Source organism: Sphingosinicella sp. CPCC 101087 (genome assembly GCF_004151485.1).
Lineage (GTDB): Bacteria > Pseudomonadota > Alphaproteobacteria > Sphingomonadales > Sphingomonadaceae > Allosphingosinicella.
The window spans coordinates 194,103-219,667 of sequence record NZ_SBFF01000007.1 but is presented as its reverse complement, the minus strand read 5'-3'; the positions used below and the strand labels follow the sequence as shown (position 1 = coordinate 219,667).

Below are 25,565 nucleotides of genomic sequence, written 5' to 3'. Positions count from 1 at the left end.
CATGGCGCGCGCCGATCCGAAGCGGATCCTGCTGGTCACCGGCCTGTCCGGTGCGGGCAAGACGACGGCGCTCAAGACTCTGGAGGATCTCGGCTGGGAGGTCGTGGACAACCTGCCGCTGAGCCTGCTCACCCACCTGCTCGCGACGCCGCTCCCGGCCGGCGCAGACCGCCAGCGGCCGCTGGCCATCGGCTTGGACAGCCGCACCCGCGGGTTCAACGCGGACCGCATCGTGCGGCAGGTGAAGAAGCTGGCACGAGATGGCGCGCCGATCGAGACCCTCTATCTCGACTGCCAGACGACGGAGCTGCTGCGCCGCTATTCGGAGACGCGGCGGCGCCATCCGCTTGCTCCGGACCGGCCCGCCACCGATGGAATTGCCGAGGAGCGCGAGCTTGCCGCTCCGCTGCGCCGCTGGGCCGATCATGTCATCGACACCACCGACAGCGATTCGAACCTGCTGCGCCAGCAGATCCGCGATCGCTTCGGCGGCGACGACGCGCCGACCCTCACCTTGATGTCGTTCGGATTCGCTCGGGGCATTCCGCGCAACGCCGATCTGATGTTCGACATGCGCTTCCTGCGCAATCCTCACTGGGAAAGGAGCCTGCGGGACCTTACCGGGCTCGAATCTGAGGTTGCCGCGCATATCGCCGCCGATCCGGTCTATGAGGAAGCGCTCGGCCGGATCGAGGATTTGCTCCTCACCCTGCTCCCGCGCTATCGCGCCGAGGGCAAGTCCTACGTGTCGGTCGCGTTCGGCTGTACCGGGGGGAGACATCGGTCGGTTCATGTCGCCGAACGGGTAGCTACACGGTTGCGCAAGGCGGGATTTTCGCCCACGGTGGATCATCGCGACCTCGCCACGCCGCCGCGCGACGGCATCGAGCGATCCACAGGGACGCGTTCTGCAGGAACAGGTTCGACGGAAACGACGGCGAACGACGGCTTTCAAGGTGAATGAATGATTGGTCTGGTGCTGGTGACGCATGGCCGACTCGCGGCCGAGTTCATCGTCGCGATGGAGCACGTCGTCGGCCCCCAGGACCGGGTCGAGCCGATCTGCATCGGCGCCGATGACGACATGGAGGCGCGGCGCGACGACATCGCCAGGGCGGTCGCCAAGGTCGATGACGGCAGCGGAGTCATCATCCTCACCGACCTGTTCGGCGGAACCCCGTCCAATCTCGCCATCTCTCTGATGAAGACCGACAAGGTCGAGGTGATCGCCGGCGTCAACCTGCCGATGCTCATCCGGCTGGAGGGCGCGCGCAAGACGATGGACGTGAAGTCCGCCGTGGCCGCGGCACGCGAGGCCGGCCGCAAATACATCTCCGTCGCCTCCGAGATTCTCGGCGAGGCTGCATAGACTTCAGGTCCACGGTTGGAGATGGTCTTGACGGTTGGATCTTGCTGTCCGGCAAGGAAGTGGACGGAGCGGTGCTGTTTCACCGTGACCGAAGGGGCGACGCCGTCGTGACGCCATTATCAGGCTTGCCGCCTCGCGCGCGGCCGCGGAAGGCCGCTTCCGACCGCCTTCGATCGTGGACCTGGAGCCTGTGATCAGCCGTACCGTAGAGGTGCGCAACAAGCGCGGCCTCCACGCCCGTGCGAGCGCCAAGTTCGTGACCCTGGCGTCGCAGGTGGACGCCCAGATCGAGGTGGAGAAGGACGGAACCAAGGTGTGCGGCACGTCCATCATGGGCCTGATGATGCTCGGCGCGGCGATGGGCGATTCGATCACCATCAGCGCTTCCGGCTTCGGCGCCGAGACGGCGCTGGAGAAGCTGGTAGACCTGGTCGAGGCGAGGTTTCACGAAGAGTGACGGGAGAAGCCGGTTTTCGATTCCTCGCGCCGGCGCTTCGGCGAGGCTCGAGATGGGCTGGACCTGGCATTCAGACGGCCTAGGGATCACCCGGACGGCTTGCTTGGGCCCTGGCTTTGCCGGGCGACGGAGGACAAACGATCCATGCCCCGCGCGATCACCGCTTTCTCCAACCCGCTCGTCAAGCAGGCCCGCGGCCTGCGCGACAAGAAGAACCGTCGCCGCGAAGGTCTCTTCCTTGCCGAGGGCCTGCGAATCCTCACCGAGGCGCGCGAGGCGGGCGTGCTGCCGCAACTCCTCTTCTACAGCGATGCGGCCCATCCCCTGCTCCACCGGCTGATCGACGAGACGGAGGCGCAAGGCGGCGAGGCGATCGAGACCAGTGCCGACATCCTCCACAAGATCTCCGGCAAGGAAAATCCGCAGACGGTGCTGGGCATCTACCGCGCCTTCGATACTTCGCTCCGCCAGATCGACCGCAACGCCGCGCCGCTCTGGATCGTCGCCCAGGCCCTGCGCGATCCGGGCAATATCGGGACCATCCTGCGCACCGGGGACGCCGCGGGCGCCGGCGGCCTGATCCTGGTCGACGAATGTGCGGATCCTTTTTCGGTGGAGGCGGTGCGCGCGTCGATGGGCGCCCTCTTCACGCAGCGGATCGCCGCCGCTCCCTGGGCGGAATTCCTGGGCTGGTTGCGCGACGGCGAAGGCGAACTCGTCGGCACCAGCCTCGAGACCGATATCGACTATCAGCAGCCGACGTATCGCAAGCCCGCCTTCATCCTGGTCGGAAACGAGCAGGCCGGCCTGCCGGCCGACTATGCCGCGGCCTGCGACGTCGTCGTGAAGATCCCGATGCTCGGCAGGGCCGACAGCCTCAACGCCGCGGTAGCGGCGGCCGTCATGGCCTACGAAGTGGTAAATCAGTTCCGCCGCCGCGGGCTGTGAGCGGGAACGCGCATCCCCGGCACCCGTTCATCGCTTGTTCCGGCGGCCGGCCCCGGCAGGCGGCCCAGGACAGCGCACAGGGCGGTTCGCCCAGCGCCTGTCGAAGTCCGCTCTTCCGGGGCCGCGAAACCGGGATGGATTGCATTGCAACGCGTGTAGGCTGCGATCCCGATTCCGATGGAGGCCTCGATATGAAACGCGCCGCTTTACTCGTCGCCCTGACCCTTTCCGCCTGCACGACCGCGCTGCCGTCGGACCCCCCCGCCGCCGGTCCCTATCGGGCGCTCGGCACCGAGCCTTTCTGGGCGGTGACCATCGCCGAAGGGCGAATGACCTGGGAATCGCCTGACGGCGCGCCGGTCTCCGTCGCTGCACCCTCGCCGGAACCGACGCCGAACGGCCGGCGCTATGTGACCGATCGCCTGACGCTGGACATCGTTCGCCGCGAATGCAGCGACGGCATGAGCGACCGTCGTTATGCCGACACGGTGACTGCCCGGCTGGACGGGAGGACCTTCAACGGTTGCGGCGGCGAGATACTGCCGCCGGGGAGCCTGGCCGACACCAGCTGGTCGATCGTCGCGATCGATGGCGCGCCGGTCTCCGGCCAGGCCTATCATCTGAGCTTCACCGCCGACCGGATCAGCGGCCAGGCCGGCTGCAATCGCTTCTCCGGCGCCTATTCGATTTCGGACGCGGCGCTGCGGCCGGGGCCGATCGCCGCGACCCGCATGGCCTGTCCGGAGCCCGCCATGCAGCATGAGCAGCGCGTGCTTGGCCTGCTCTCCGGGCCCGTCTCGATCCAGCACCCGGACGGGGACACTTTGGTCCTCTCCGGCGCCGCCGGCACGATCCGCCTGCGCCGATCGATCTGAGGCAGCGGCCGCCGCAAACCGGGCCCGTCGGCGGGCGCCCACCGTGGCCCTTCCCCGTTGCGTTCGACTTCGGTTATGCATCCGTAACCAACACATACGATCGCCCGAACATTGGTGGGGGGAATGGATGCCGACCGACATCGAGATCTCACGGGCCGCGCATTTGCTCCCGATCGGCGAGGTCGCCGCCCGGATCGGAATCCCCGACGAAGCGGTCGAGCCCTATGGGCGGACCAAGGCGAAGATCTCGCTGGACTGGCTCGCCGCACGCCGCGACGCCCGGCAAGGCAAGCTAATCCTCGTCACCGCGATCAATCCGACGCCGCCCGGAGAGGGCAAGACGACCACCTCCGTCGGCCTCGCCGACGGGCTCAGCCGGATCGGCCGCAAGACCATATTGTGCCTGCGCGAGCCCTCGCTCGGCCCCTGTTTCGGCATGAAGGGCGGCGCCGCCGGCGGCGGCTATGCCCAGGTCGTGCCGATGGAGGAGATCAATCTCCACTTTACCGGTGATTTCCACGCGATAACCAGCGCGCACAACCTGCTCGCCGCTCTGATCGACAACCATATCCATTGGGGCAATGCGCTCGACATCGACCTGCGCAGGATCGTCTGGAAACGGGTCCTCGACGTGAACGACCGGGCGCTGCGATCGATCGTCCAGTCGCTCGGCGGCGTCGGCAACGGCTTTCCGCGCCAGTCCGGCTTCGACATCACCGTCGCTTCGGAGATCATGGCGATATTGTGCCTCGCCGAGGATCTGGCGGACCTGCGCGAGCGGCTCGGGCGGATCGTCATCGGCTATCGCCGGGACAAGAGGCCGGTGACGGCGCGCGATCTCAAGGCCGATGGCGCGATGACCGTCCTGCTCGCCGACGCGATCAAGCCAAATCTGGTCCAGACGCTCGAGAACAATCCCGCTTTCATCCATGGCGGTCCGTTCGGCAACATCGCCCATGGCTGCAACTCCGTGATTGCGACTCGCGCAGCGCTCGGCCTGGCCGACTATGTCGTGACGGAGGCGGGGTTCGGTGCGGACCTCGGCGCCGAGAAGTTCTTCGACATCAAGTGCCGACAGGCCGGTCTCCATCCTGCCGCGGCGGTGATCGTGGCGACGGTGCGGGCGCTCAAATATAATGGCGGCGTCACGCGCGCCGATCTCGGCGCCGAGAATGTGGCGGCGGTTCGGGCCGGCGGAGTCAATCTCGCCCGCCACATCGAGAATATACGCCAGTTCGGCGTCCCCGCGGTGGTCGCCATCAATCATTTCGCCACCGACACGGCGGCGGAGGTCGAGGCGGTCAGGGAGATTGCCGCCGCCCATGGGGTCGAGGCAGTGCTTGCTACCCATTGGGCGGACGGCGGCGCCGGCGCCGAAGCGCTCGCCGAGCGGGTGGCGGCACTCGCCGATTCCGGCTGGGCCCAATTCGCACCGCTCTACGACTCCGACATGAAGCTGTTCGACAAGATCAACACCATCGCGACACGCATCTACCGGGCCGACGAGGCGATCGCCAATTCCGGCGTCCGCGCCCAGCTCCACCAGTGGGAGCATGAAGGCTATGGCGAGCTGCAGGTCTGCATGGCCAAGACCCAGTACAGCTTCTCGACCGATCCGGTGCTGCTCGGCGCCCCCACCCACCATGTCGTCCCGGTTCGCGAGGTGCGCCTTTCCGCCGGCGCCGGCTTCGTCGTCGCGGTCTGCGGCGACCTGATGACCATGCCGGGCCTGCCGAGCATGCCTTCGGCCGAAGGCATGGGCCTCGACCAGAACGGCCTGATCGTCGGATTGTCCTAGGCCCTACTCCGCCGCTTCCGCTGTGCCCCCGGACAGCTTTGCCAGCGGACGGGGCGCCGTTTCGACCACCGGCAGCGGCTCGATCTCCTTCGATCCGCTCGACACTTCCAGAGTCTCGAACCTCTTCGCCTGACTCATGACCTGACTTTCCAGGCTGCCGACGAAAGCGTTGTAGGCGCCGTTGGCGAGCTCGAGGTTGCGGCCCAGCCGTGCGACATGGCCGCCCATCGTCGCCAGTCGCGAATGCAGCTCCTTGCCGAGGCGGGCGATCTCGGCCGCTTCCTCGGCGAGTCGCTCCTGCCGCCACACGCTGGCGACCGTGCGGGCGATCGCGACCAGGTTGGTCGGAGTCGCCAGCAACACCCTTCTCTCATAGGCCCATTCCCACAGCCGTTCGTCCTGCTCGAGCGCGGCGGTCAGGAAATGCTCGCCCGGAATATAGAGGATGACATAGTCGGCCGCGTCGCCGAACTGCTCCCAGTAATTCTTCGAGCCGAGCTGCTGCGCATGGTTGCGGATGGCCGCGGCATGCTTCTGCAGATGCGCCTTGCGGAGAGTCTCGTCGACCGCTTCGCTGGCGTCGAGGAAGGCGTTCAGGGAGCATTTGGCATCGATGATGAGCTTGCGGCCGCCGGGCAGCCTGACGATGACGTCCGGCCGAAGACGGCCGTCGGCAGTGTCTACCGATACTTCCGACCGGAAGTCGGCGAAGGGCGACAGGCCCGCTTGCTCGAGCACGTTCCTGAGGCTCTGCTCGCCCCATTGGCCCCGTGCCTTCGGGCTCGATCGCAGCGCGTTGATCAGCTTCGCGGTCTCGTCGCGAACCTGCTGATGGCCCGAATGGAGCAGGGTCACCGCTTCGCGCAGCGCCTCGTAGCTGCCGACCCTCTCCTTCTCCACCTTGCTCAACCCTTCCTCGTAGCGCTTGAGCGTCGCCTCGACGGGCTGCAGCAAGGCCTTCAACTGAGCCTCGCTTTTCTCGCTGGCCTGGTTGAAGCGGGCGTCGGCGCGCTCGATCAGCTGCTTTTGCGCCTCGCCGAGCAGCTTGGCCCCGATTTCGTGGAACTGAGCGCTCAGCGCCTCCTTCGCCTCCGTCAGCTCCTTCATCCGCGTGTCGAAGTGGCGCGCATCCGCCTGCAGGCTGGAAAGGTCCCGCTGCGCCTCGTCACGCGCCTGGCAAGCCGCTGCGAGCTCGGCACGAAGCTGGTCGGCCGCCTTGCCACGCTCCTCGGCGAGCGCGCCGGCCCGGGCTCGCCCGATCATCCAGCCTAGGAGAAGGCCCAAAGCGAGTGTGGCGAGTGCGAGCAACAGGCTTACGAACGGGTCCATGGCGCCTTCCGAGACGGGAACGAAATGCGAACCTAGAGCAGAGGGCGCGGCGGCTCAAGCCGGCAGTGGAACACCGGGGGCAAGAAATGCGCTATAGGGCTCATGATGAGGGCAAGTGCGATTGGGGGAGCGATGCTCCTCGTCCTGGCCGCGTGCCGGGCGGAGCCGTCGGCCGATGCGCCGGTCGACAACGTGGAGGTCGCCAACGAGGTGGCTGAACCGCTCCCGGATGCGGACATCAACGCTTCGCTCGGGCTGGGGATTGCCGGCGGCCCGGAATCATCCAACCAGCAGCGGGAAGGGACGCACCGTTTCGTCGGCCGTTGGGCCGCCGAGGAGGGCCTGTGCGAGAATGCGGCCTGGACCATCACCGAGACGGAGCTCAGGACCCCGGCCGGGTCGGTCTGCCGCTTCGCCGACGTGCGCGAGGCGCCGGGCGGCTATGATATCGCGTCGCGCTGCACCGCCGAAGGCCCGGAGCGGGACGACGTGCTGGAACTGCGCTTCGCCGAATCGGCGAATGCCCTGCTGTTCGACTCGGAGAGCATTGCCGACGTCGGCCTGATCCGCTGCGAAGGCTGAGAGCGCCCTGGTCCGAAAGGACTGGATGGATTCAGGCCGAGAAAAGGATCGTACCGAACGTCGCAGGCGATGGAGCGAGCGGCCATGGCCCGCGCCGGGCCGATCTGCGATGCGATGTAGCTTGGGCCGGACGGCGCCGTCAGGCGGCGCGGCGGCCGCCCATTTCACGCCGGGCCTTGATAAGCTTCTTCATGATCATGTCGCGCTTGAGGCGCGAGAGATGGTCGATGAACAAGACGCCGTTCAGATGATCGATCTCATGCTGCAGGCACACCGCCAATAGCCCGTCGATCCACGCCTCGTGCGACTTGCCGTCCCTGTCCAGCCAGCGGGCGCGGACACGGTCGGGGCGGAGCACCTCGGCATATTGCTCGGGTAGCGAGAGGCAGCCTTCATTATAGGGCTTGGTCGTCTCGGAGGTCTCGAGGATCTCCGGGTTGATGAAGACCAGGGGATTGCGGACAGGCTCGCCTTCCTCTTCCTCTGGCTCCTGGAGGTCGATGACGAGCAGCCGCTTGGGCACGCCCACCTGGATGGCGGCGAGGCCGATGCCCGGCGCAGCGTACATCGTCTCGAACATGTCGTCGATGAGCGTGCGAAGCTCGTCGGTAACCTCCTCGACGGGCGAGGAAATCTGCCGAAGAATCGGATCCGGTGTCTCGTATATGGGAAGCAGCGCCATGGGTGCGATGTAAGGCCAAATCGCCAATTCTTCAAGGAATCGAGAACCCGCCTTTCCCTGCACATTCCGCGGGGAGACCTGCCGAGGGACGCCGGCATAGCGATCGCCAGCAAGGGCGGGAACGAATCTCCATCGGCTCCGCCCACCGGGGCAAGGCTCCGTCGGCGACGTGAATCCCTGCGCGAGAGGCGGACTAGGCCGCGCTTCGGTCGCCGTCCGTCGATGCGCCGTGCGGCCGGCGAACCCCATGCGGCTTCTTCAGGCGACCGGCCGTCGGGCGCGAAGCGCCTGGGCGAGCGTTCCTTCGTCGAGATAGTCGAGCTCGCCGCCGACCGGCAGACCGTGCGCGAGTTGGGTGACTCGAACGGGAAAGGCCTCCAGCCGTTCGGCCAGATAATGCGCCGTGGTCTGGCCCTCGAGCGTTGCGTTCATCGCCAGCACCACCTCGTCGATACCGCCGGCGGCGACGCGGCCGATCAGCCGGTCGATGCCGAGATCCTCCGGACGGACCCCCTCGAGCGCCGAAAGCCGCCCGCCGAGCACGTGGAAGCGGCCCGGAAAAAGCCTGGAGCGGTCCAGCGCCCAGAGATCCGAGACTTCCTCGACGACGCAAAGCAAGCGATCGTCGCGGCGTGGATCGGCGCACACCGTGCACGGATCGGAGGTGTCGACATTCCCGCACGCGGAGCAGACCGAGAGCGTCTCGTTCACCCGCTCGAGCGCACGCAGCAGCGGCCTCAGCGCCGCTTCGCGCCGTTTCATGAGGTGCAGCACCGCGCGTCTTGCCGATCGCGGGCCCAGCCCGGGCAGCCGCGCCAGCGCTTGGGTCAGCGCCTCGATTTCCTGGGAAGCCATAGCGCACGGATATGGGGAGGAGGCGGGGCGGGGCAAGCGGGATATCCGCCTGCCCCGCCCCTTGGCGCCCCGCCTCCGCGTCCGCTTCGCAGCTGCGGGGCACGCAAGAGCCCGGTCCCCTCGCGCCAGACGGCGCGAACCAGGCTCGCGGGCGCCTCTAGCGCGACCGTGCCAGCAGCGCGGTCATTTCGCTCGGGCTGATCGAACCGTTGCCGTCCGCGTCGGTCTGCGTGAACGCAGAGGCGATCTGCTCTTCGGTCGGCGGACTTCCGCTGGGAGAACGCGCAACCAGCTCGCCCAGCCAGGTGGAGAATTCCGCCTGGTTGAGGCTTCCGTCGCCGTCCGAATCCCGGGTCGGGAACTCGCCCTGGACCAGCGACCCCACTTCCTCGGGCGTGGCGGGCCGTCCCTGGCCGGGGCTGGGCGTGGACGAAGGCGGCGTTTGCGGGTCGGCGCCCGCGGGCGGCTGCATATCGCTCGACGGCGGCTGCATTTCGCTCGGCGGCGTCGCCTCTGGAGGCGGCGATTGCGGCTGGGTCGTTTGCGGAGAGCCGCTTGGATCGGCGGCGGGATCCTCGGCCGGCTGGGCTGCGACAGGCGCGGCCAGCACGGCAAGGCCGGTCAGTAAGGCAATTCGAGACATGAATGGACTCCGTTGCGAGAATTTCCGGGGTGCGGAACGCGGCCCGGCTCAATCGAAACAGAGTCTTAGCTTCCGGCGTTCCGGCTTGCGGCCTCGCACCGTCGTGCGCGCGCAACGTCGCGGCCACGGACCGTTTCGGATCCGGGACAGGCGGAACAAGGCACGAGCGGGTCGTTGGACCTGGCGCTTCGGAGTCAGGGCGCGGATAGAACGCCTCGGATCGTGATCGGGATCCATGGCCGGCGGCGGAAAATCGACCTTCGACCGATCAGCCTGCCCGGTCGGAAGGCCACTCCCGACCTTCGCGGCATATCCCGTAGCGCCCCCGGGCATGATCGATGGACGATGAGCATCGCTCCAGCTTGCCACGCGCCACGGCCTGGCCGGCGAGTTCGGCCCGCCGGCCAGCGCTCGTCGTCAGAAGCCGATTCCGACCGACAGCCGGAGGGCGACCGACGCCCGCCCGTTCTGCTCTTCGGCATGCACCTCGGCGCCGATCTGGGTGGCGCCGTTCCCGCCTACCGCGCGAAGGCTTCCGGTCCAGCCGTCGGTCCTATCTTCGGGAAGCAGCGTGAACGGGTCGCCGTCCCCGAACCGGGCAGTGGTTGCGCCGAGCTCGCCGCCCAGGATCTGGCGTCGGCCGCCCTCGATTTCGGTGCGGAACCAGGTGCCCTCCCGGGTAAGGCTGCCGAAATCATAACCCAGCGTCAGCGTCGCAGCCGCGGCCAGTTCGTCGCTGGTCCGGCTCTCGACGATCAGGTCGAAGGATTCGCCGCCGCCCTCCTCGGTATAGCCGTCCTCGCTCAACCGGTAATAGTCGATCGCCGCCGCGGGCCGCAGCGTCATCCGGCCGAAACGCATCTCGTAGGAAAGCCCGGCCGCCAACGAGTAAAGCTCGCCGTTCCAGCTTCCGCGGGTGGTACGCGTCACCGTATCGCCGTCCAGGCCGACGCCTTCGAAGAAGCGCTTGCCGCTGAAGTCGATCATCGCGGCGGAGGCCCGTGCATGGGCGCGCAGCCCACCCCATTGGCCGCGCCAATAGCCGGCCAGTTCGAACTGCTCGGATCGGACCTCGTTATCGTTCTCGCCGTCCGCGTCGCGCCCGTTGAGGTAGGCGACGGAAGCGCCGAAGCTTCCGATATCGCCGACGCTGCGCTCGGCGCCTCCCGAGGCGCCCCACCCCGTCACGTCGTAGGAGGCGGTGTCGCCGAGGTCCTTGGAAGTGCCCCAGCCGACCTGCTGCAGCCAGAAGCCCCAGCCGGCGCCGAGATCCGCCAACGGCGCGCGTGGATCGGCGAGGAAGCGGGCGGTGGCGCGCGAGCCGAGGGTCACCGTCTCGAACACGCCGCCGGCATGATCGGGCAGCATCTGCGCGAACTGCGCCTGGACCGTCTCGGCATCCTCGATGGCGAGGAACACGCTGCCGATCTCGGCATCGGCGTCGAGCGCCGCGAAGATGGCGTCATAGGCCCGGCTGGACGAATCGTTCAGCCCGAGCTGCTGCGCCGTCTTGCGGGAGATGGTGACGGCGAGCTCGCCCCCCTCCTCCGCCTCGACGGTGCCGCCGAACAGGAACGGAAGCGTCGAATCGTCGAATTCGAGATTGTCGGCGCCGCTGATCGAGCCGGCTTCCAGGAAGACGTAGCGACCTTCCGATCCGCCGATGCTGTTGAGCCGGACCTGCAGCTCGGAGCCCTCGCCGAAGCTGGCCTCGCCGGCGACGTCGAAAAGCGTGCTCGCATTGCCGGCCGCGTCGATGCTGATGCCGATTGCTCCGCCGTCGCTGACCGCCAGCGAGGCGAGATCGACCCGACCGGTACCGGTGACCGCGAAGCGGCCGCCGTCGACGGTAACGGCAAGCCCCGTACTGCCGGCGAGCGAGCCTTCGAACCGGGCATCGTCGCCGATCATGAGCGTTCCCGAGACGCCGCCGAAGTCGGCGCTTCCTCCAAAGGCGGACGTTCCGGTCAGCGTCATCGCATTCGATCCGGCACCGAACTCGACGGCGCCGGTATAAGCGGCGTCTCCGGCAAGGACGAGCCGGTCGTCGCCGGCGCCGAACCGGGTCGTCCCGGCGATCGTGCCGTCGGCGACGTCGAGCAGGTCGTCGCCGGCCCCGAACAGCAGGTCGCCGGCGATCCGCGGCGCGTCCGCATCCTCCTCCGCCTCGAGCTGGCGCACTATCGCGCCCGATCCGTTGGCGCGCAAGTCGATTGCGATCGCCGATCCGGGCTCTCCGGTGGCGCGAATCAAGCCGCTATTCTCGACCAGGCCGACGCCGCCCGAACGATCGACGATGGCGGTCGCGACCGCATCCTTGCCGGCGCCCGCCACGATCGTCCCGGTGTTGCGGATGGTCGACACGTTGGCGCCGTCCTCGATCCGAATGGCAGTGCCGGTCAGGCCCCTTCCGGTTCCCGCTTCCGCCGAGACGGCGCCATTGATCTCGATCTCCGCGACGGTCGCCCCGGCGCCGATCCGGATCGCCGTCGCGCTGGCGTCGTTCGCGCTCGCGCTCACCACGCCGTTGACCGTCATCCCGCCGACGATGGTGACGTCGCCGCCCAGACCGCCGATCACCAGGCCGTTGCCGTCGACGCCTTCATAGAGGCCGTGGCCGGCGATCAATCCGTCGATGACCAGGCCATGGCCTCCGTCGGCGCCTTCCACTGCCCCGATCGTGACCGCACGATCGGCGGCACCGATCCGCATGGCCGGAGCCTTGCCATAAGCCGTGATGTTGGCGGTGCCTTCCTCGGCGTCGTCGACCCCGTCGTCATCCTCGTCATCCTCGTCCTCGTCGAGGTCGGGCGGCGGCGCCGCGAGATGGATGCCGCCGTCGACGTCGCCGCCGATGATGACCGCTGACCCGCCCTGCAGCAGGTCGTCGGCATCGAGATCGTCCGTATCGGCCGGCACGGTCGTGGTGCGGTAGCCGGTGGTCGTGATCGTGCCCTGGAAGACCAGCGCGCCGCCAATATCGCCGCCCAGCGCGACAGCGACCGAATTCTTGCCCCGAACGCCGATCGTCCCGTTGATGGTCACGTCGCCGCTGACATTGCCCGCTCTGATACCTTCCGAGTCGTCGCCCAGGACGGTGATGGCGCCGCTGTGGCTGAGCGATCCTGCGAGCGCGCTGTCGAGCGCGATGGCCGCCGAGTCATTGCCTTCGACGGTGATCGCCCCGCTATTGGCCACGTTTCCGGTGAACGTCCCGCCCGGGGCGATCCGGATCCCGTGATTGCGCCTTACCGTGGCGAACGGCCCGTCCAGGTCGTCGTCGTCGTCATCGTCCTCGGCCGTATAGTCCTCGATGATCGAGATCGTGCCGGAGTTGGTGATGTTGCCCGTCCGCCCCGGCTGGGCGAGGATGCCGGTCGCATCGCTTGCGTCCTCGATTTCGATCTCGCCGTCATTCTCGACGTCATTGTTGCTGTCGATGGTGATCGCCGTGCCGGAGCCGAGAACGATCGAGCCGTCGTCGGTGACTTCGATGTCGTCGGGCGAGCCGTTGGTCGCGGTGGACGTGCGCACCGGCGTCGTGATGTCGGAGTTGATGACGCGCTCGGCTTGAGCGGTGCCGGCAAAGGCCAACAGGGCCGGAGTCAGGCAGGTGCAGGCCAGCAGGTGACGCATTCGGTGGGTTCCCCTCGCTCTTCGATGCCGCACGGAAAGACGGCGCATTCGAGCGGGAGACGGCGCGAAGGGAGGAGACCCGCACCGCGAGATGTAAGGATTTTCGCATCGGGAGGTCAGGCCCTCCTTCCGACAGGAAGGACTCGATCAGCTTAGAATCTGAGCTGCCAGCCCAGACGTACGGTTCGCGGCCGCAGCGGCGTGATCTGCCTCTGCTCGATCAGGGTGAAAGGCGATCCGACCGCGAAGCGGTTGCCGACCTCGTCGAGAAGGTTGGTGACGGTGAGCGAAAGCGAATGCGGGCCACGGTCGAGGCGGGCGCCGAGGCTCACGTCGACATATTCGCCCTGCTCCTCTCCCAGCACGGGCCCGACGCCGAGCACCGATTCGCCGACATAGCGTGCCGCGGCGGACAGGCTGAGGTCGAGCCGGTCGGCCAAAGCGGCATGATATTCGGCGCCGAGCCGCCCGGTGAAGTCGGCCACGTTGGGAAGCGGAAAATTGGGCGAGATCACGATGCTGGGCGCCGGGTTGCTGACCCGGCTGTCGTTCAGCAGCGCGGCGGCTTCGAGCTCGAGTCCGGACAGCGGCCGCCATCCGATCCGCATGTCCAGCGAATAGATTCGCCCGTCGCCGATATTGGCGGTGGTCGGGAAGCCCTCGATCGTCACCGTGTCGGCCTGGATATCGCTCCAGCGCGTATAGGCGACGGAGGCCGAGGCGTCGAACCGTCCGCGGCCCGGCTGGCCGTAGCGTATCCCAGCTTCGAGGGTCGCAACGTCGTCGCTTCGGAAGCGCCGGATGAAATCGCCCGAGACGGCCAGGCCGCCGGGGCGGAAGCTCTCCTGATAGCGCGCGAACAGGCTCAGCCGCGGATTGATCTCGGCAGCCAAACCGGCCGAAGGCAGGAAGACGGTCTGGCTGCGGTCCGCCTTGGGGCCGCTGAGCGGCTCCAGCACGAGCCTGAATTCCCCGAGCGAGGCGCCGGAGACGAGCGCATGGGCGAGCCGTCCGCCCCCGGTGAAGGTGATCCCCGGCGCTAGCGCGACGCGCGCCTCGCCGAACGCTGCCGCCTCGCGCACCTCGTTGGTCACGCCGGGCAGAAGCTCCGGCCCGGCGACAGGGCCGAACTGGCGCCGATGCTGCGTCTCGTTGCTCACAAGGCTGGTGCCGATGACCCAGTCGACCAGCGGCCCGCCGGTTCCCGACAGCCGGCTCTCGGCCGCGATGAGGGTGGTCTCATTCTCCTGGATGAAGACCCGCGGATCGCCTCCGAAGACGGTCGAATCGTAGGTTTCCTCGATCTTCTGCCTGACCAGGCCCAGCGAGCTGACGAAGCTGACCTCGCCCCAATCCTTGCGGATCGTGACGTCGCCGAGGAGATAGTCGCTCCGGAACGGCTGCGCGATGGCGCTCTCGCGAGTCAGCGGCGGCGCATCGCGGTCCGCGTACTGGCCGTCCTCGCCCCTGATCCGCTGGGCGGCGGTACCGAAGTCCACCGTCCATCCGCCCTCCGATTCCAGCCGAAGCGCCGCCCGGCCGCCCTGGATCCGGACCCGATTCACGTCCTCGAGCTTGCGGCCGGCATCGTCGACATAGCCGCCCTCCGTCGACGCATAAGCGACGGCCCGAAAACCGATCCGGTCGTCGACCAGCGGCAGGTTCAGCATCGCCGCACCGTCGGCACCCGGGTCGCCATGCTGGGTCAGCGAAGCGCCCAGCGACACCGTGCCCTCCACCCGGTCGGTGCGCGGTGCGTTGGGCATGACGCGGATGATCCCGCCCAGCGATCCGGCGCCGTAGAGCGTCCCTTGCGGCCCCTGCAGGATTTCGATCCGTTCGACGTCGTAGAGACGCAGGTCGGGGTCCGGCGCGTTATAGTTGAGCCGCGTCTCTCCGAGATACTGGCCGGTGGTCGCCTGGATCGATCCGCTGAAGCTCGAATCGGCGATCCCGCGGATGAACAATTTGTTGCGCCCGGGGCCGAGATGCGTCGACGCGACCACCGGCAGGCGCGACACAAGGGCATCGCTGCCCCGCAAGCCCTGCCGAAGCTCGGGATCCTCCCCACCGACGATATAGGCGCCGCCGGAATAGGATGAGAGCCGCACCGGCCGCCGCGTTCCGGTGACGACGATCGCCTCGTCGAGCACGAGCGGCGGTGGCGGCGGACCAGCCGAAGGCGCCGCGGGGCGGTCCGACCGTCGCCCGGCGATGCGCGCCGGACGGGCGACGATGCGAAAGGTCCGGCCGTCTACCGCGACGAAGCGGGCGCGGCTCCTGTCGAGCATCCGCCGCAGCGCCTGCTCGACGGTGAGGTGGCCTCGGACGGCCGGAACCGGCTCGGCGGCGAGCTGCGGATCGGAGACGCCGATGCTGACTCCCGCCTGGCGCCCGAGCGCGACGATAGCGTCGCCCAGCCGCCCGCCCGGCAGGTCGAGCCGATGGCGCCCGGCGGCTTCGGCAGCCGATGTCAGGGACAGCGCAACCGCGGCCGCGATCGAGGTCGTGGCGAGTCTCACCGGCTCCTTTACTTCAGGATCCAGCCGTCGCCGGAGCGCTGCGCCCCGACTCCGAGCACGAGGGCGGCCTGGTCGATCGCGCCTGCTGGCTCCCGTTCGAGCACGATCACGCCGGTGAAGGCGCGCCGTGACACTTCCGGGGCGGCGGCGATCGGGACGCCGAGATTGCGGGAGAGGTCGGCGGCGACTTCGCCGACGGTTGCCGAGGCGTAAATCAGCCGTCCGTCCCGCCACCCGGTGACGGCTTCCGGCTCGCGGCGGAGCAGCTCGGGCGCCTGTCCGGGCCGGTGCCGGAGAACCATTCCCGGGTCGATCGCAACCGCTTCCGCGTCGGGATTGAAGACGACCGCCCCTTCCGCGACTCCGACCTCGAGCAGGCCGGGATCGCGCTCCACGTTGAACACGGTGCCCATGTCGCGCAGCAGGTCGTCGCCCGCGGCCACCTCGAACGGTCGTGCCTCGTCGTGGACGACGGTGAACAAGGCCTCGCCTTGCTCGATTCGCGCGAAACGCGGCCGCTCGCGGTCCAGCATCAGCCGCGTGTCGCCGTTGAGATCGATGCGGCTGCCGTCCGCCAGCGTGACGGTGCGGCGCTCGCCGGCACCGGTCGCGACGGCATAAGCGGAGTCGCCCGGCCCGATGGCGCCATAGCCGATCATTCCGACCAAGGCGGCGGCGATCGCCCCGCCGAGGAACGTCCGCCGCGATGCCCAGCGCCGCTGCGGCGGAGCTTCGCGCACGAGGCGTGCCGGCGCCGGCGAAGGCGCGGCGCGGCCGAGCCCTCCCCAATCCTCGTCGGCCAGGGCCATTTCCTCATAAGCGGCGGCATGGACGGGATCGGCCTCGAGCCAGGCGGTGAACGCCTCCCATTCCTCCGGCCCGGCATCGCGCAGCCGCACGACCCAGCCGATCGCCTCCTCCTCGATACGTTCCTTCGTCCCCTGCATCAATGCCACCTCTGTGCCATGACGCCGCCGGCTTTCTCATTCCGCATCGAGCCGCCTCCTGACCTCGATGAGCGCCCGATAGGCCTTCTGGAGATGCTTCTCGACGGCGCTGAGGCTGATTCCCAGCTCGTCGGCGATCTCGCGCTGGCTGACGCCTTCCACCCGGAAGCGGCGGAAGACATGTTCGGTCCGCTCGCCGAGCGCCTTCAGGGCCGTCTCGGCCGCCTCTAGCCGCTCGCGGGCGATCAGCACCCGCTCGCCGGAAGGCGCGTCCGACACGCCGGTGACCGCGCCGCCCGTGACGTCGGTCCAGTCCTGGTCGCGCCGGGCGCTGCGCAGTTCCGAGCGCCGCCGATCGAGCATCAGATTGTTCGCGGTGCGGTAAAGATAAGCGAGCGGCTCGGCGATCGGGCCGGAGGCGCCCGCGGCTGCCTTGATCCACAGCTCCTGCAACAGGTCCTCGGCCGAATCGCCGGCGCCCCGCGCGCGCAGGAACCGCAGCAGCGGCGCGCGGTGGTTCAGAAACACGGCCTCCAGGCCGGTGCCCGTCATTGATCCCCTGGCCATGCTGAATGCGCCGACCGCCGCCACTTTCCCGTCAGAATGAGGAGAGGCGGCGAGGATAAGGCGGCCCCTGTCGACTGTCCACCAGTCCGTTCGATTCGTCTGAGCAGGGGGGCGAATGCGGGTTTGCCGCGCCGGTGTCGTCAGGGTGAGCGGGTCCCCGATTCACACCCCCCGTATCGGGGGCCCGCACCGAGCCGGAGCAAGGGCGGGCACCCCCGCCTGCCCTTGCTCCAACCGGGGATTTAGCAACCGCTCTTTTGGGAGTTCATCATGAAAGTGATTTCTGTCGCGGCCCTGCTCGCGACGGCCAGCCTTGCCGTCCCGGCCCAGGCGGAAAGCCTGACCGGATTTCGAGTCGAAGGCCGGATCGGCTGGGAGAGCGTTTCGGCCTCCACCCAGATCCCCAATCCCGACGATGACGAGGACGAGGATGGCGACGAGCTGCTGACCGTCTCCGACGACGAGAATGGGATCAATTACGGGATCGAAGCCGGCTACGACTTTCCGGTCGGCGAATGGATGACGCTGGGTGCCTATGGCGGCGTCGAGCTGTCCGATATGGATCGGTGCGCCGAAATCGCCGGCGACGATCTCGGCTGCGTCGGAACCGGCCGCAACTTCACCGCGGGCGTCCGCGCCGGTTTCGCCGTCTCGCCGACCTTCCTGGTCTACGCCAAGGGCGGCTATTCGAACGGCAAGGTCGAATTCTCCTACGACAGCGATGTCGAGGAGGAGGATCCGCTCGATGCCGACTTCGCCGAGGCGTCGCGGACCCGCGACGGCTATCATCTCGGCGGCGGCGTGGAGCTCGCCTTCACGTCGGCCCTCTACGGCAAGGTCGAATATGTCTATACCGACTATGGCACCGCCCGCTTCCTCTCCGCCGACGAGGACCTCCCTGGCGCGGCGGTAGGGCTCAGCCGGCACCAGGTGAGCGCGGGCATCGGTCTGCGCTTCTGAGGCCTGCCTTGGGTGCTTGCCAGCGACCCGACTTCAAGCGTCCGGCGGCAAGTTGCCGCCGGACGCCACATTTTGCCCGTCCGGGCGTTCAGCCGGTCAAGGAGGATGCCATGCAGTCCATATTGCACCGCCGGGCCCCGATCGCCTTCGCCTTGCTCGCCGGCCTGGGCACGCTCGCGGCCTGCACCGATGCCGGCAGCCCGGCATCCGCTTCGGCACAAGGCGAAGGACGGCAATGCTTCCGCGCCGAGCAGGTCAATGGCTTCGCTCCGCTCGATGACGAAACGGTCCACGTCAATGTCGGCGCGAACGACGTCTACAGGCTCGACCTGTTCGGGCCCTGCCCCGATGTCGACTGGTCGCTGCGGATCGGAATCCGCTCGCGCGGCGGCAGCAACTGGGTGTGCACGGGCTCCGACGCCGAGCTGATCGTGCCCAGCGCGATCGGTCCCAACCGGTGCCAGATCTCCAGCATCCGCAAGCTCACCGACGAGGAGATACGCGCCCATCGCGAAAGCCGGCGCAACTAGGCGCTTCGGCGCGTCGCCGACGAAAAGCCGGCGGAAGATCGCGAGACGGTGACCTCGCGGGGGTAATCGTCGGGCGCCTCACGCCTCCCCCCGGAACGCCCCCTCCACCTCGGCCAGCAAGCGCGCCTCTTCTCCCTCGTAGCGCGGCGAGAAATGAAACGGCTCGACCCGGCGGACGCCGGCCGTGCGGGCGATCTCCCCGGCGGCGCGGGTGGTGAGATGGGCGCGTGCCCGCGCCCGATCGGCATCCGACGCGGCGAAGCTCGCTTCGATGAACATTAGATCCGCCCCTCGCGCCAGCCGGACGATGGCGGCGCGGTTCGCAGGCGTGTCGCCGACGTCGGTGACATAGGCAATCTTCTGTCCCTCGCTCAGGGTGACGAGGTCGCGAAGCCGGCCGAGCGGGACGTTGGTCCCGTCGGGCAGGGCGATCGGCCAGTCGCCGCTTCTTCCTTGCCCGACCGCCCGCTTCAGGGCCTGAAGCCATGGTCCGGTCGGCAGGCCCCGCTCGGTCAGGCGCACCTTCCAGACATTGGCATGCTCCGGCTCGGCCACGGCGAAGCCCAGGCATGGTCCATGATGCTCGAGCAGGCTCGCATGCACCGTAAATCCGTCTCCGGCGGCGACGATCCCGTCGGGCGCCTCGGCCTCATCGAGATCCTCCCGGGCGAAGGCGCGCTTGAAACGAAAACGCGCGCGACGGGTCCGCTTGTGCGCGAGCATTTCGGTCGTCTCGAACACCAGGTCGGCTTCGTAGCGATCGACCAGGTCCCATTCATAGGCAAGAAGCTTGTGGTGCACCCGATCGGCGAAGCCGCGCGGGCCGACCATGCGGATCGTCTTCTGGCGTCCGACAGACACCCGCAGCAGCGCGTCGAATCCGATGAAATGATCCATGTGCATGTGGGTCACGAAGACATGGCCGACTCGCAGCAGGTCGCGCGTCGAAAGCGGCGAAAGGTCGCCCAGGTCGAACAGCAAAGCCTCGCGCCGGTGCAGCATCTCGACGAACAAGCCGGGATCGCCGAAACGGCCGTTGACCAGGCGCGGATGGAGGTTCGGACGCATTTCAGGGCGCTTCCTCCCAGGACGGCGCGAGCCGTTCCTGCAGGATCCATCCGGACTCGGACGGCTGCGCCCACATCTTTCCGAGCAGGATCCGCGCGGGCGGGCGAACCGGCGGGCGCGACAGGAAGGTGCCCCGATCCGCATCCTTGGCGATCAAGATCGCAATCTCCATCGCTTCGCCTTCCTCGTCGGCAAGGGCGCACACCGCTCGGGCGGTTCCAGTTGTTGGCTGCGGCGCCCCCGGCTCGAACCCCACCCGGCCCAGGGAGAGCGACCATTGTCCGGCGTCCGCCAGCGCCGCCGCGAAGCCGGCCTGCCGCACCGCCCGGCGCAGCCCTTTCGTCTTGCGTCGGGCGAAGGGCGACGGCTCGATCGCGATCCTGTCCAATGCGGGCAAGCGGGCAAGCTCGGCCTCGAGCGGCCGCCCTGCCCCGATCGCCACCACGAGGTCCGGATCCAGCGCGGCGAGGATCATCGCCTGGAGCCGCGCGCCCGCACCGGCGACGTGGCCGGGCGTATTGACGATGACGGGGTCAGGGCCGGTGGAGGCGGCGAGTTCGGCGCCCGCGGCCGCGAGCGCCCGGAAGCTCCCGACCGCGGTGCTTCCGAGGAAGACGAACCGCTCCGGCATCGCGCCGCCGTGCCTGCCGAGCGCGGCGGTTCCCGGCGCACCGATCATCTTCTGGCCTGGATCGAGATCGACCAGCCAGGCGTCCGGCCGGCGCGCCGCCAGGGCGTCGATGAAGCGGCTTTTGCCCACGTCGGTCGGCCCGAGCACCACGAGCCGGCGCGCGGCGGTGCCCCGAAGCAGCGCCGATTCCCAAGGGGGCGGAAGATGCAGGCCGGGCTCGTCCATGACTATGTGAACGCGCCGCGGCCCGGCCGGTGTCGGCCGGTCAGCGCGATCTCGTCCACAGATAATCGTCGGGAAGTCCGAGCCGGCGGCAAGCCTGCACTGCCGGTGAGGCGCGGATCAGCAGCCGCTCGCCGCTTCCGCCCAGCAGCCGGACGAGTCGCCGCTCCCAGCCCCTCAGGCCCCAATCCGCACCGAGGCCCAGCCGATGGCGCACCCACAGGGGAAGAATCCCCACCGCCGCCTTGAGCAGGAGCCGCTGCACGGGCCTCGCCGGAGCGGGAAGCGCCGGCACCGTCCGCATGATGTCGAGGAACTCGAAGACGATCGGCGACGGAACGAGCCGGCCGCGCATTGCATCGAAGAGCGCCTCGATCTCGGCACGGGAGGTCGGCGCGCCGTCGGCGCCGTAGAGCCGGGCCGGCACCGCCCCTTCGGCATAGGCTTGGTCGAGCTCGGCGTCCGACAGGCGGCGGGCATAGGCCGAATAGGCCGAAAGGAAGCCGAAGCTGGCGGTCGCCTGTACCCAGTCGAGCAGTTCGGGATCGTCGGCCCGATAGGCCTGACCCTCGCTGGTTCGGCCGGCCACCTGCGCGTGCAGGCGGCCCACGCCCGCGATCATCGCTTCGGCACGGCTGCGCGCGCCGTACACGGTTGCCATGGCGGCCAGCCCCGTGCGCTGAAGCCGCCCCATCGGCTCGGTGCGGAAGGAACTATTCTGCCAGACGCCGTCGCGCACGCGCGGCTCGGCCAGTTCGAGCAGGACGGCGGTCACGCCCCCGATGAACAAGGTGACCGGGTTCCTGAACACGCGCCAGGAAACGGAATCCGCCGGGATGAGCGCCGGCTCGCCGGCCGGGCTCGTGAAATCGAAGGTCGGGCCTTCCTGCGGGGAGAATAGGTCCGCCGCGAAATTGTCCACCCAGCCTCCCAGAGGCGGCGGCAGGACGATCGCGTTGCGGGAAGCGCTCATGAAACCCTCCTGCCGGCTTCAACCGGAAAGGGGCGATCACGGTTTCATCGGCCACGCGGCCGATCCGGGCACGCCCGCTCGTTCACCGCGCGCGCTCAGGGCTTATGTTGCCGTGATGCCGGCCGGCCTTCCTCACGAATTGTCATAGTTCCGCGCCCGCAATCGCAGCCTGAGGCAATAGCCCAGCGTCGCGATCGCGCCTGCCGCCACGGCGGCGGTTCCGATCGTGATCGCCACCGGAATCGGCGCAAGGATCCAGAGCCCGGAATAGACGAGGCCGCTGAGTACCATCGACCAGCCGGCGAACCGCGCGACCTGCTGGGCGCAGGCGCTGGGCGCGACCGCCTTGGGCACGCGGTTGCCGAAATAGGCGATCATGAGCCCGTTCGCGCCGATGACGATGCGAAGCATGGCATCGTGGTCGATATGGCCTTGGTTGAACGCGAATCGCGCGCCCAGCGCCAGCAGCACGATGCCGCCGGCCCAGGCCAGCCCGGTGCGGATTTCGGTGACGGATTTGTTCATCGCTGCGTCTCCATCCTTGCCGGCTCCGCCTCTGCGCCCAAGCCGACCGAATGCGCGAAGCCGAGCAGTGCCTCTTCGAGCACGGACAGTTTGAGGTGATAGATGACGGACTTGCCGGCTTTCTCGACGTGCACGAGGTCGGCCTCCTTCAGCACCGAGAAATGTGCCGACATGGTGGGCTTGGAGACGTGAAAGTGCTCGCAAAGCTCGCCGGCGCTCATCGGGCCGTGGCGCAGGAGCTGCAAGACGCGCCGCCGCGTGGGATCCGAAATGGCCTTGAACACATGGCTCATGATTCGACGATTAGCTAATCGTCGAATCGATGTCAATTCCGGAACACGCGCGAGCGGCCGTCGACGCCCCAGGAACGAGGAAGCAGGCGAAGCAGAGGCTTTGCCGCAAGGCCGCGCAGGCGGATCCCGTGCGGCGGCGGCAGGAACGAAGGCTGGTCCGGACACCCGATTGCGGCGGGGGCCCGGTACGGCAATTCACCGCCCGTTGCCGCATCCCTCGACGCAAGACTTGGCTGAAAAGGCGATGTGCGGCGCTGCGCTGCCCTCCGACGTCACGCCGCGCCGCGCGACACCTGCAGCGGCCCGAAGGACTGCGTCACCGGCATCAGTTCGATGGCGTTGACATTGACTCGCGCGGGTCGGCTCGCAACCCAGTGCACTGCATCCGCGATGTCGTCCGGCAGGAGCGGATCCGCGCCATCATAGAGTGCCGCCGCCCGTTCGGCGTCGCCGCCGAACCGGACGGCCGAGAATTCCGTTCCGCCGACGAGTCCGGGCTCGATGTCCGTCACGCGGACTTTCGTACCCGTCAGGTCGGCGCGCAGATTGAGGGAGAACTGCCGGACAAAGGCCTTGGTCGCTCCATAAACGTTCCCCCCCGGATAGGGGTAGAGGGCCGCGACGCTTCCCATGTTGATCACGTGCCCACGGTTCCGGGCGACCATATTCGGCAATATGGCGTGGGTCACATAGGTCAGCCCCCTGATGTTCGTGTCGATCATTGCGTCCCAGTCGTCGAGACGCCCGCGATGCGCCGGCTCGAGGCCGAGTGCCAGTCCGGCATTGTTTACCAGCACATCGATCGGGCTGAAATCCGCTGGAAGCGCCCCGAGCGTCTCGATGGCGCGTTCGCGCTGCCTTACGTCCAGTTCGACGATGTGCACCAGATTCCCGCCCAATGTCGAACGGAGCTCGGCAAGCCGTCCGGCTCGGCGTCCGACGGCGACGATCCGATGTCCCTCCGAAGCAAAGCGCGTGGCGATCGCGGTGCCAAACCCGGATGTCGCGCCCGTGACCAGGACGATCATGGCGTGACTCCCGCTCGCGCGCCGACGACGTCCCGGAGGTAGACCGTCAGATCGGTGGGGTTCGGTGTAATGCCGCTTTGATTCAGCATGTCGCCGACGAATCCTCGATGATAGGTGCCGTGGTTCACCAAGTGGAAGAGGATTGCTTCCCGGCTCATCGCCCCATTCCCACCGCCAACGAATTCGAAGTGGATGATCTCGTCGAGTTCGGCCTCGCCGAGCGATTCCGCATAATGGATATACCAGGCGTCCATGGCTTGGACGTTGCGGCGAAGCGCGTGGAGTGGCGGCGTCACCTCCGTATTCCGGCTGGCATAGCCGTGGCGACCGCCAGTGAGATGCGCGCGGAATATCTCCTCCACGACAAACGCGTGATTGAGCGTGTGAACGATGTTTCGATATCGTGTTGCACGGGGGCGCAAGGCCTCCCCTTCCGGCAGGGCCGCGACCGTGGCGAAGGTGATGTCGTTCGCCCAGGCCTTGAATCGAAGCAGCATGCTCAGAGGGGCCAATCTCGGGGTTGGGGATCGTCTGGACGTTGGTGACATCGGGCGCCTCCGAGTTTCGATGCAAAGTTCAATTGCGTTCGATGCATGTCGGTGCAATAGCTTTATTGTACTCGGTGCAATTTGGACGTTATGCCCGACTTCAAATCCATAGCGGACGAAATCGCTGGCGAAATCGCAGGGGGCGCTCTGCGGTCCGGTCAAAAGCTGCTTCCGCTGCGCGAGTTCGCCTATCGGCGCGGCATCGCACCTTCCACCGCGGCCCGCGTCTATCGGGAGCTCAAGCGGCGCGGATTGACCGCGGGGGAGATCGGTCGAGGGACGTTCGTGCTCAACGCGCCGCCCCGAACCGATCCGCCTCTCGTCGATCCTTCCGTCGGACTGATCGATCTCGAGTTGGTAGCTTCATGGCCGGAGGGCTGCGAAGCGCTGCTGCGTTCGAGCCTGCGGCGCTGGGCGGCTTCGCCATCCTCCGAAGCCGCGCTACGCCCGATCAGCGTCGCAGGTACGCCGCAATTCCGGGAGATAGCCGCGGCCTTCCTGGCCAGGGCAAAGTGGCTGCCGGACCCGGCGAAGATCCTGTTCGCGGGAAACGGGCGGCAGGCGATCGCCGCTGCCCTGTCGACGCTGGCGAAGCCGGGCGAGCGCGTGGGCATAGAGGCGATCACCTATCCGGTCGTGAAAGGGATAGCCGAGCGACTCGGCGTGACGCTCGTGCCGCTGGACCTCGACGAGCAAGGGGTCTCTGCCGAGGCCGCTCGTGAAGCGCACCAGTCGACGAGACTTTCCGCAGTCTATTTTCAACCGACGCTCCACAGTCCGCTCGGCGTTTCGATGTCCGATCTGCGCCGCCGGGAATGGGCACGTCTGCTGACGGATACCGGAATAATGGCCATCGAAGATGGCATCTACACCTTCCTTGCGCCGGAGGTCCTCCCCCTGGCGGCACTTGCCCCGGACCAGGTCATCTATGTGGACAGCCTTTCGAAGCGGGTATCGCCGGGCCTGACGGTGGGCCTGCTCGTCGCACCCCGATCCCTCGTCCAGTCCCTGTCAGTCACGTTACGTGCGGGTGCCTGGTCGGCAGCCGGCGCCTCCGTCGCGCTCGGATGCCACTGGATGAACAGCGGAGATGCGCAAATCGTCATGGAGCGCAAACGGGCCGACGCTCTGGCGCGCCAGGCGCTCGCCCGTGAGATCCTCGGTGCTGACAGACTTTGCGCGGACTCGCGTGCGCTCCACGCATGGTTGCCCCTGCCCGAGCCGTGGCGCGGGGAAAGCTTTGCAGCCCAGGCGCTGCGCCGGGGCATTGCGGTTACCCCGGGAGAGGCTTTTGCGGTGAGTCCAGGCTACGCGCCTGGCGCCGTCCGCCTGGCGTTGGGCTCGCCCGGCCTTGAAGCCCTCGGATCGGCGCTGCAAACGCTGCGCGATATGATCGGGGAGGGCATGGAGCATCATGAGGTCGAATAGTGAACCGAGTCGTCGGTGGCGCGGACGGTGAGGCCCCTGCCCTGCCTCGTCCACGGAATGCGCCGTGCGGGCACCGATTGAAGGCCGCCGATCGATTTTCGCGCAGCGAGTCGATCCGGACGGGACGACGCGCTAAGATCGTCCCGCGA

General features: G+C 67.9%; 25 protein-coding genes. 10 read left to right on the top strand and 15 right to left on the bottom strand.

Annotated features, from left to right (window positions below; all coding sequences use genetic code 11):
• Nucleotide 1: 1 nt before the first annotated feature.
• The 6 genes from rapZ (at nt 2) to EKM57_RS12770 (ending at nt 5,447) form a co-directional block, all read left to right on the top strand.
• Nucleotides 2–964, top strand: a complete 963-nt coding sequence (gene rapZ / locus EKM57_RS12795; RefSeq protein WP_129792879.1) for an RNase adapter RapZ — start codon at nt 2–4, stop codon at nt 962–964.
• Entirely contained in the window at nt 965–1,369 is a 405-nt protein-coding gene (locus EKM57_RS12790; protein WP_129792878.1) for a PTS sugar transporter subunit IIA, read from the top strand.
• A 181-nt stretch (nt 1,370–1,550) separates the two neighbouring features.
• Entirely contained in the window at nt 1,551–1,826 is a 276-nt protein-coding gene (locus EKM57_RS12785) for an HPr family phosphocarrier protein (RefSeq protein ID WP_129792965.1), read from the top strand.
• A 144-nt stretch (nt 1,827–1,970) separates the two neighbouring features.
• On the top strand, nt 1,971–2,774 hold the full coding sequence (locus EKM57_RS12780; RefSeq protein ID WP_129792877.1) for an RNA methyltransferase: 804 nt from the start codon (nt 1,971–1,973) through the stop codon (nt 2,772–2,774).
• A gap of 191 nt (nt 2,775–2,965) precedes the next feature.
• Nucleotides 2,966–3,649 (top strand): META domain-containing protein, encoded by a 684-nt coding sequence (locus EKM57_RS22505; RefSeq protein ID WP_165357404.1) that lies wholly within the window; start codon nt 2,966–2,968, stop codon nt 3,647–3,649.
• Between the two features lie 127 nt (nt 3,650–3,776).
• Nucleotides 3,777–5,447, top strand: coding sequence for a formate--tetrahydrofolate ligase (locus EKM57_RS12770; protein ID WP_129792875.1), 1,671 nt, complete (start codon nt 3,777–3,779; stop codon nt 5,445–5,447).
• Nucleotides 5,448–5,450: 3 nt separating this feature from the next.
• Here EKM57_RS12770 and rmuC read toward each other — a convergent pair whose 3' ends face one another.
• Nucleotides 5,451–6,776 carry a DNA recombination protein RmuC gene (rmuC, locus tag EKM57_RS12765; protein WP_129792874.1) on the bottom strand — a complete coding sequence of 442 codons (1,326 nt, stop codon included), beginning with the start codon at nt 6,774–6,776 and terminating at the stop codon, nt 5,451–5,453.
• Between the two features lie 132 nt (nt 6,777–6,908).
• Between rmuC and EKM57_RS12760 the strand changes: the two genes are divergently transcribed.
• Nucleotides 6,909–7,358 (top strand): hypothetical protein, encoded by a 450-nt coding sequence (locus EKM57_RS12760; protein ID WP_129792873.1) that lies wholly within the window; start codon nt 6,909–6,911, stop codon nt 7,356–7,358.
• A 139-nt stretch (nt 7,359–7,497) separates the two neighbouring features.
• Here the strand turns inward: EKM57_RS12760 and def are convergent, their stop codons facing one another.
• From def to EKM57_RS12725, 7 genes are all read right to left on the bottom strand, one after another.
• Nucleotides 7,498–8,040 (bottom strand): peptide deformylase, encoded by a 543-nt coding sequence (def, locus tag EKM57_RS12755; protein WP_129792872.1) that lies wholly within the window; start codon nt 8,038–8,040, stop codon nt 7,498–7,500.
• Nucleotides 8,041–8,298: 258 nt separating this feature from the next.
• On the bottom strand, nt 8,299–8,895 hold the full coding sequence (gene recR / locus EKM57_RS12750) for a recombination mediator RecR (protein WP_129792871.1): 597 nt from the start codon (nt 8,893–8,895) through the stop codon (nt 8,299–8,301).
• A 157-nt stretch (nt 8,896–9,052) separates the two neighbouring features.
• Nucleotides 9,053–9,538, bottom strand: a complete 486-nt coding sequence (locus EKM57_RS12745; protein ID WP_129792870.1) for an EF-hand domain-containing protein — start codon at nt 9,536–9,538, stop codon at nt 9,053–9,055.
• A 417-nt stretch (nt 9,539–9,955) separates the two neighbouring features.
• Nucleotides 9,956–13,174, bottom strand: coding sequence for an autotransporter domain-containing protein (locus EKM57_RS12740; RefSeq protein ID WP_129792869.1), 3,219 nt, complete (start codon nt 13,172–13,174; stop codon nt 9,956–9,958).
• Nucleotides 13,175–13,326: 152 nt separating this feature from the next.
• Nucleotides 13,327–15,696, bottom strand: coding sequence for a TonB-dependent receptor (locus tag EKM57_RS12735; RefSeq protein ID WP_243451024.1), 2,370 nt, complete (start codon nt 15,694–15,696; stop codon nt 13,327–13,329).
• A gap of 8 nt (nt 15,697–15,704) precedes the next feature.
• Entirely contained in the window at nt 15,705–16,643 is a 939-nt protein-coding gene (locus EKM57_RS12730; protein WP_243451023.1) for a FecR domain-containing protein, read from the bottom strand.
• A gap of 36 nt (nt 16,644–16,679) precedes the next feature.
• Entirely contained in the window at nt 16,680–17,210 is a 531-nt protein-coding gene (locus EKM57_RS12725) for an RNA polymerase sigma factor (protein WP_243451022.1), read from the bottom strand.
• Between the two features lie 270 nt (nt 17,211–17,480).
• Between EKM57_RS12725 and EKM57_RS12720 the strand changes: the two genes are divergently transcribed.
• Nucleotides 17,481–18,170, top strand: coding sequence for an outer membrane protein (locus EKM57_RS12720; RefSeq protein ID WP_129792868.1), 690 nt, complete (start codon nt 17,481–17,483; stop codon nt 18,168–18,170).
• 110 nt (nt 18,171–18,280) lie between these two features.
• Nucleotides 18,281–18,700, top strand: a complete 420-nt coding sequence (locus EKM57_RS12715; protein ID WP_129792867.1) for a DUF6491 family protein — start codon at nt 18,281–18,283, stop codon at nt 18,698–18,700.
• 78 nt (nt 18,701–18,778) lie between these two features.
• Here EKM57_RS12715 and EKM57_RS12710 read toward each other — a convergent pair whose 3' ends face one another.
• The 7 genes from EKM57_RS12710 to EKM57_RS12680 all read right to left on the bottom strand — a co-directional run bounded on the left by EKM57_RS12710 (nt 18,779) and on the right by EKM57_RS12680 (nt 23,937).
• Nucleotides 18,779–19,768, bottom strand: coding sequence for an MBL fold metallo-hydrolase (locus EKM57_RS12710; RefSeq protein WP_129792866.1), 990 nt, complete (start codon nt 19,766–19,768; stop codon nt 18,779–18,781).
• Nucleotide 19,769: 1 nt separating this feature from the next.
• Nucleotides 19,770–20,624, bottom strand: coding sequence for a Clp1/GlmU family protein (locus EKM57_RS12705; RefSeq protein WP_129792865.1), 855 nt, complete (start codon nt 20,622–20,624; stop codon nt 19,770–19,772).
• A 40-nt stretch (nt 20,625–20,664) separates the two neighbouring features.
• Nucleotides 20,665–21,594 carry an oxygenase MpaB family protein gene (locus tag EKM57_RS12700; protein ID WP_129792864.1) on the bottom strand — a complete coding sequence of 310 codons (930 nt, stop codon included), beginning with the start codon at nt 21,592–21,594 and terminating at the stop codon, nt 20,665–20,667.
• Nucleotides 21,595–21,726: 132 nt separating this feature from the next.
• Nucleotides 21,727–22,119, bottom strand: coding sequence for an ammonium transporter (locus tag EKM57_RS12695; RefSeq protein ID WP_243451021.1), 393 nt, complete (start codon nt 22,117–22,119; stop codon nt 21,727–21,729).
• Nucleotides 22,116–22,412, bottom strand: coding sequence for an autorepressor SdpR family transcription factor (locus EKM57_RS12690; RefSeq protein ID WP_129792863.1), 297 nt, complete (start codon nt 22,410–22,412; stop codon nt 22,116–22,118). The genes EKM57_RS12695 and EKM57_RS12690 overlap by 4 nt, the downstream gene beginning before the upstream one ends.
• A 272-nt stretch (nt 22,413–22,684) precedes the next feature.
• Entirely contained in the window at nt 22,685–23,440 is a 756-nt protein-coding gene (locus tag EKM57_RS12685; protein WP_129792862.1) for an SDR family NAD(P)-dependent oxidoreductase, read from the bottom strand.
• Nucleotides 23,437–23,937, bottom strand: a complete 501-nt coding sequence (locus EKM57_RS12680; RefSeq protein WP_206185415.1) for a DinB family protein — start codon at nt 23,935–23,937, stop codon at nt 23,437–23,439. The genes EKM57_RS12685 and EKM57_RS12680 overlap by 4 nt, the downstream gene beginning before the upstream one ends.
• 141 nt (nt 23,938–24,078) lie before the next feature.
• On the opposite strand from EKM57_RS12680, the gene EKM57_RS12675 reads away from it, so the two are divergent.
• On the top strand, nt 24,079–25,416 hold the full coding sequence (locus EKM57_RS12675) for a PLP-dependent aminotransferase family protein (protein WP_129792860.1): 1,338 nt from the start codon (nt 24,079–24,081) through the stop codon (nt 25,414–25,416).
• The last annotated feature ends 149 nt before the right edge of the window (nt 25,417–25,565 follow it).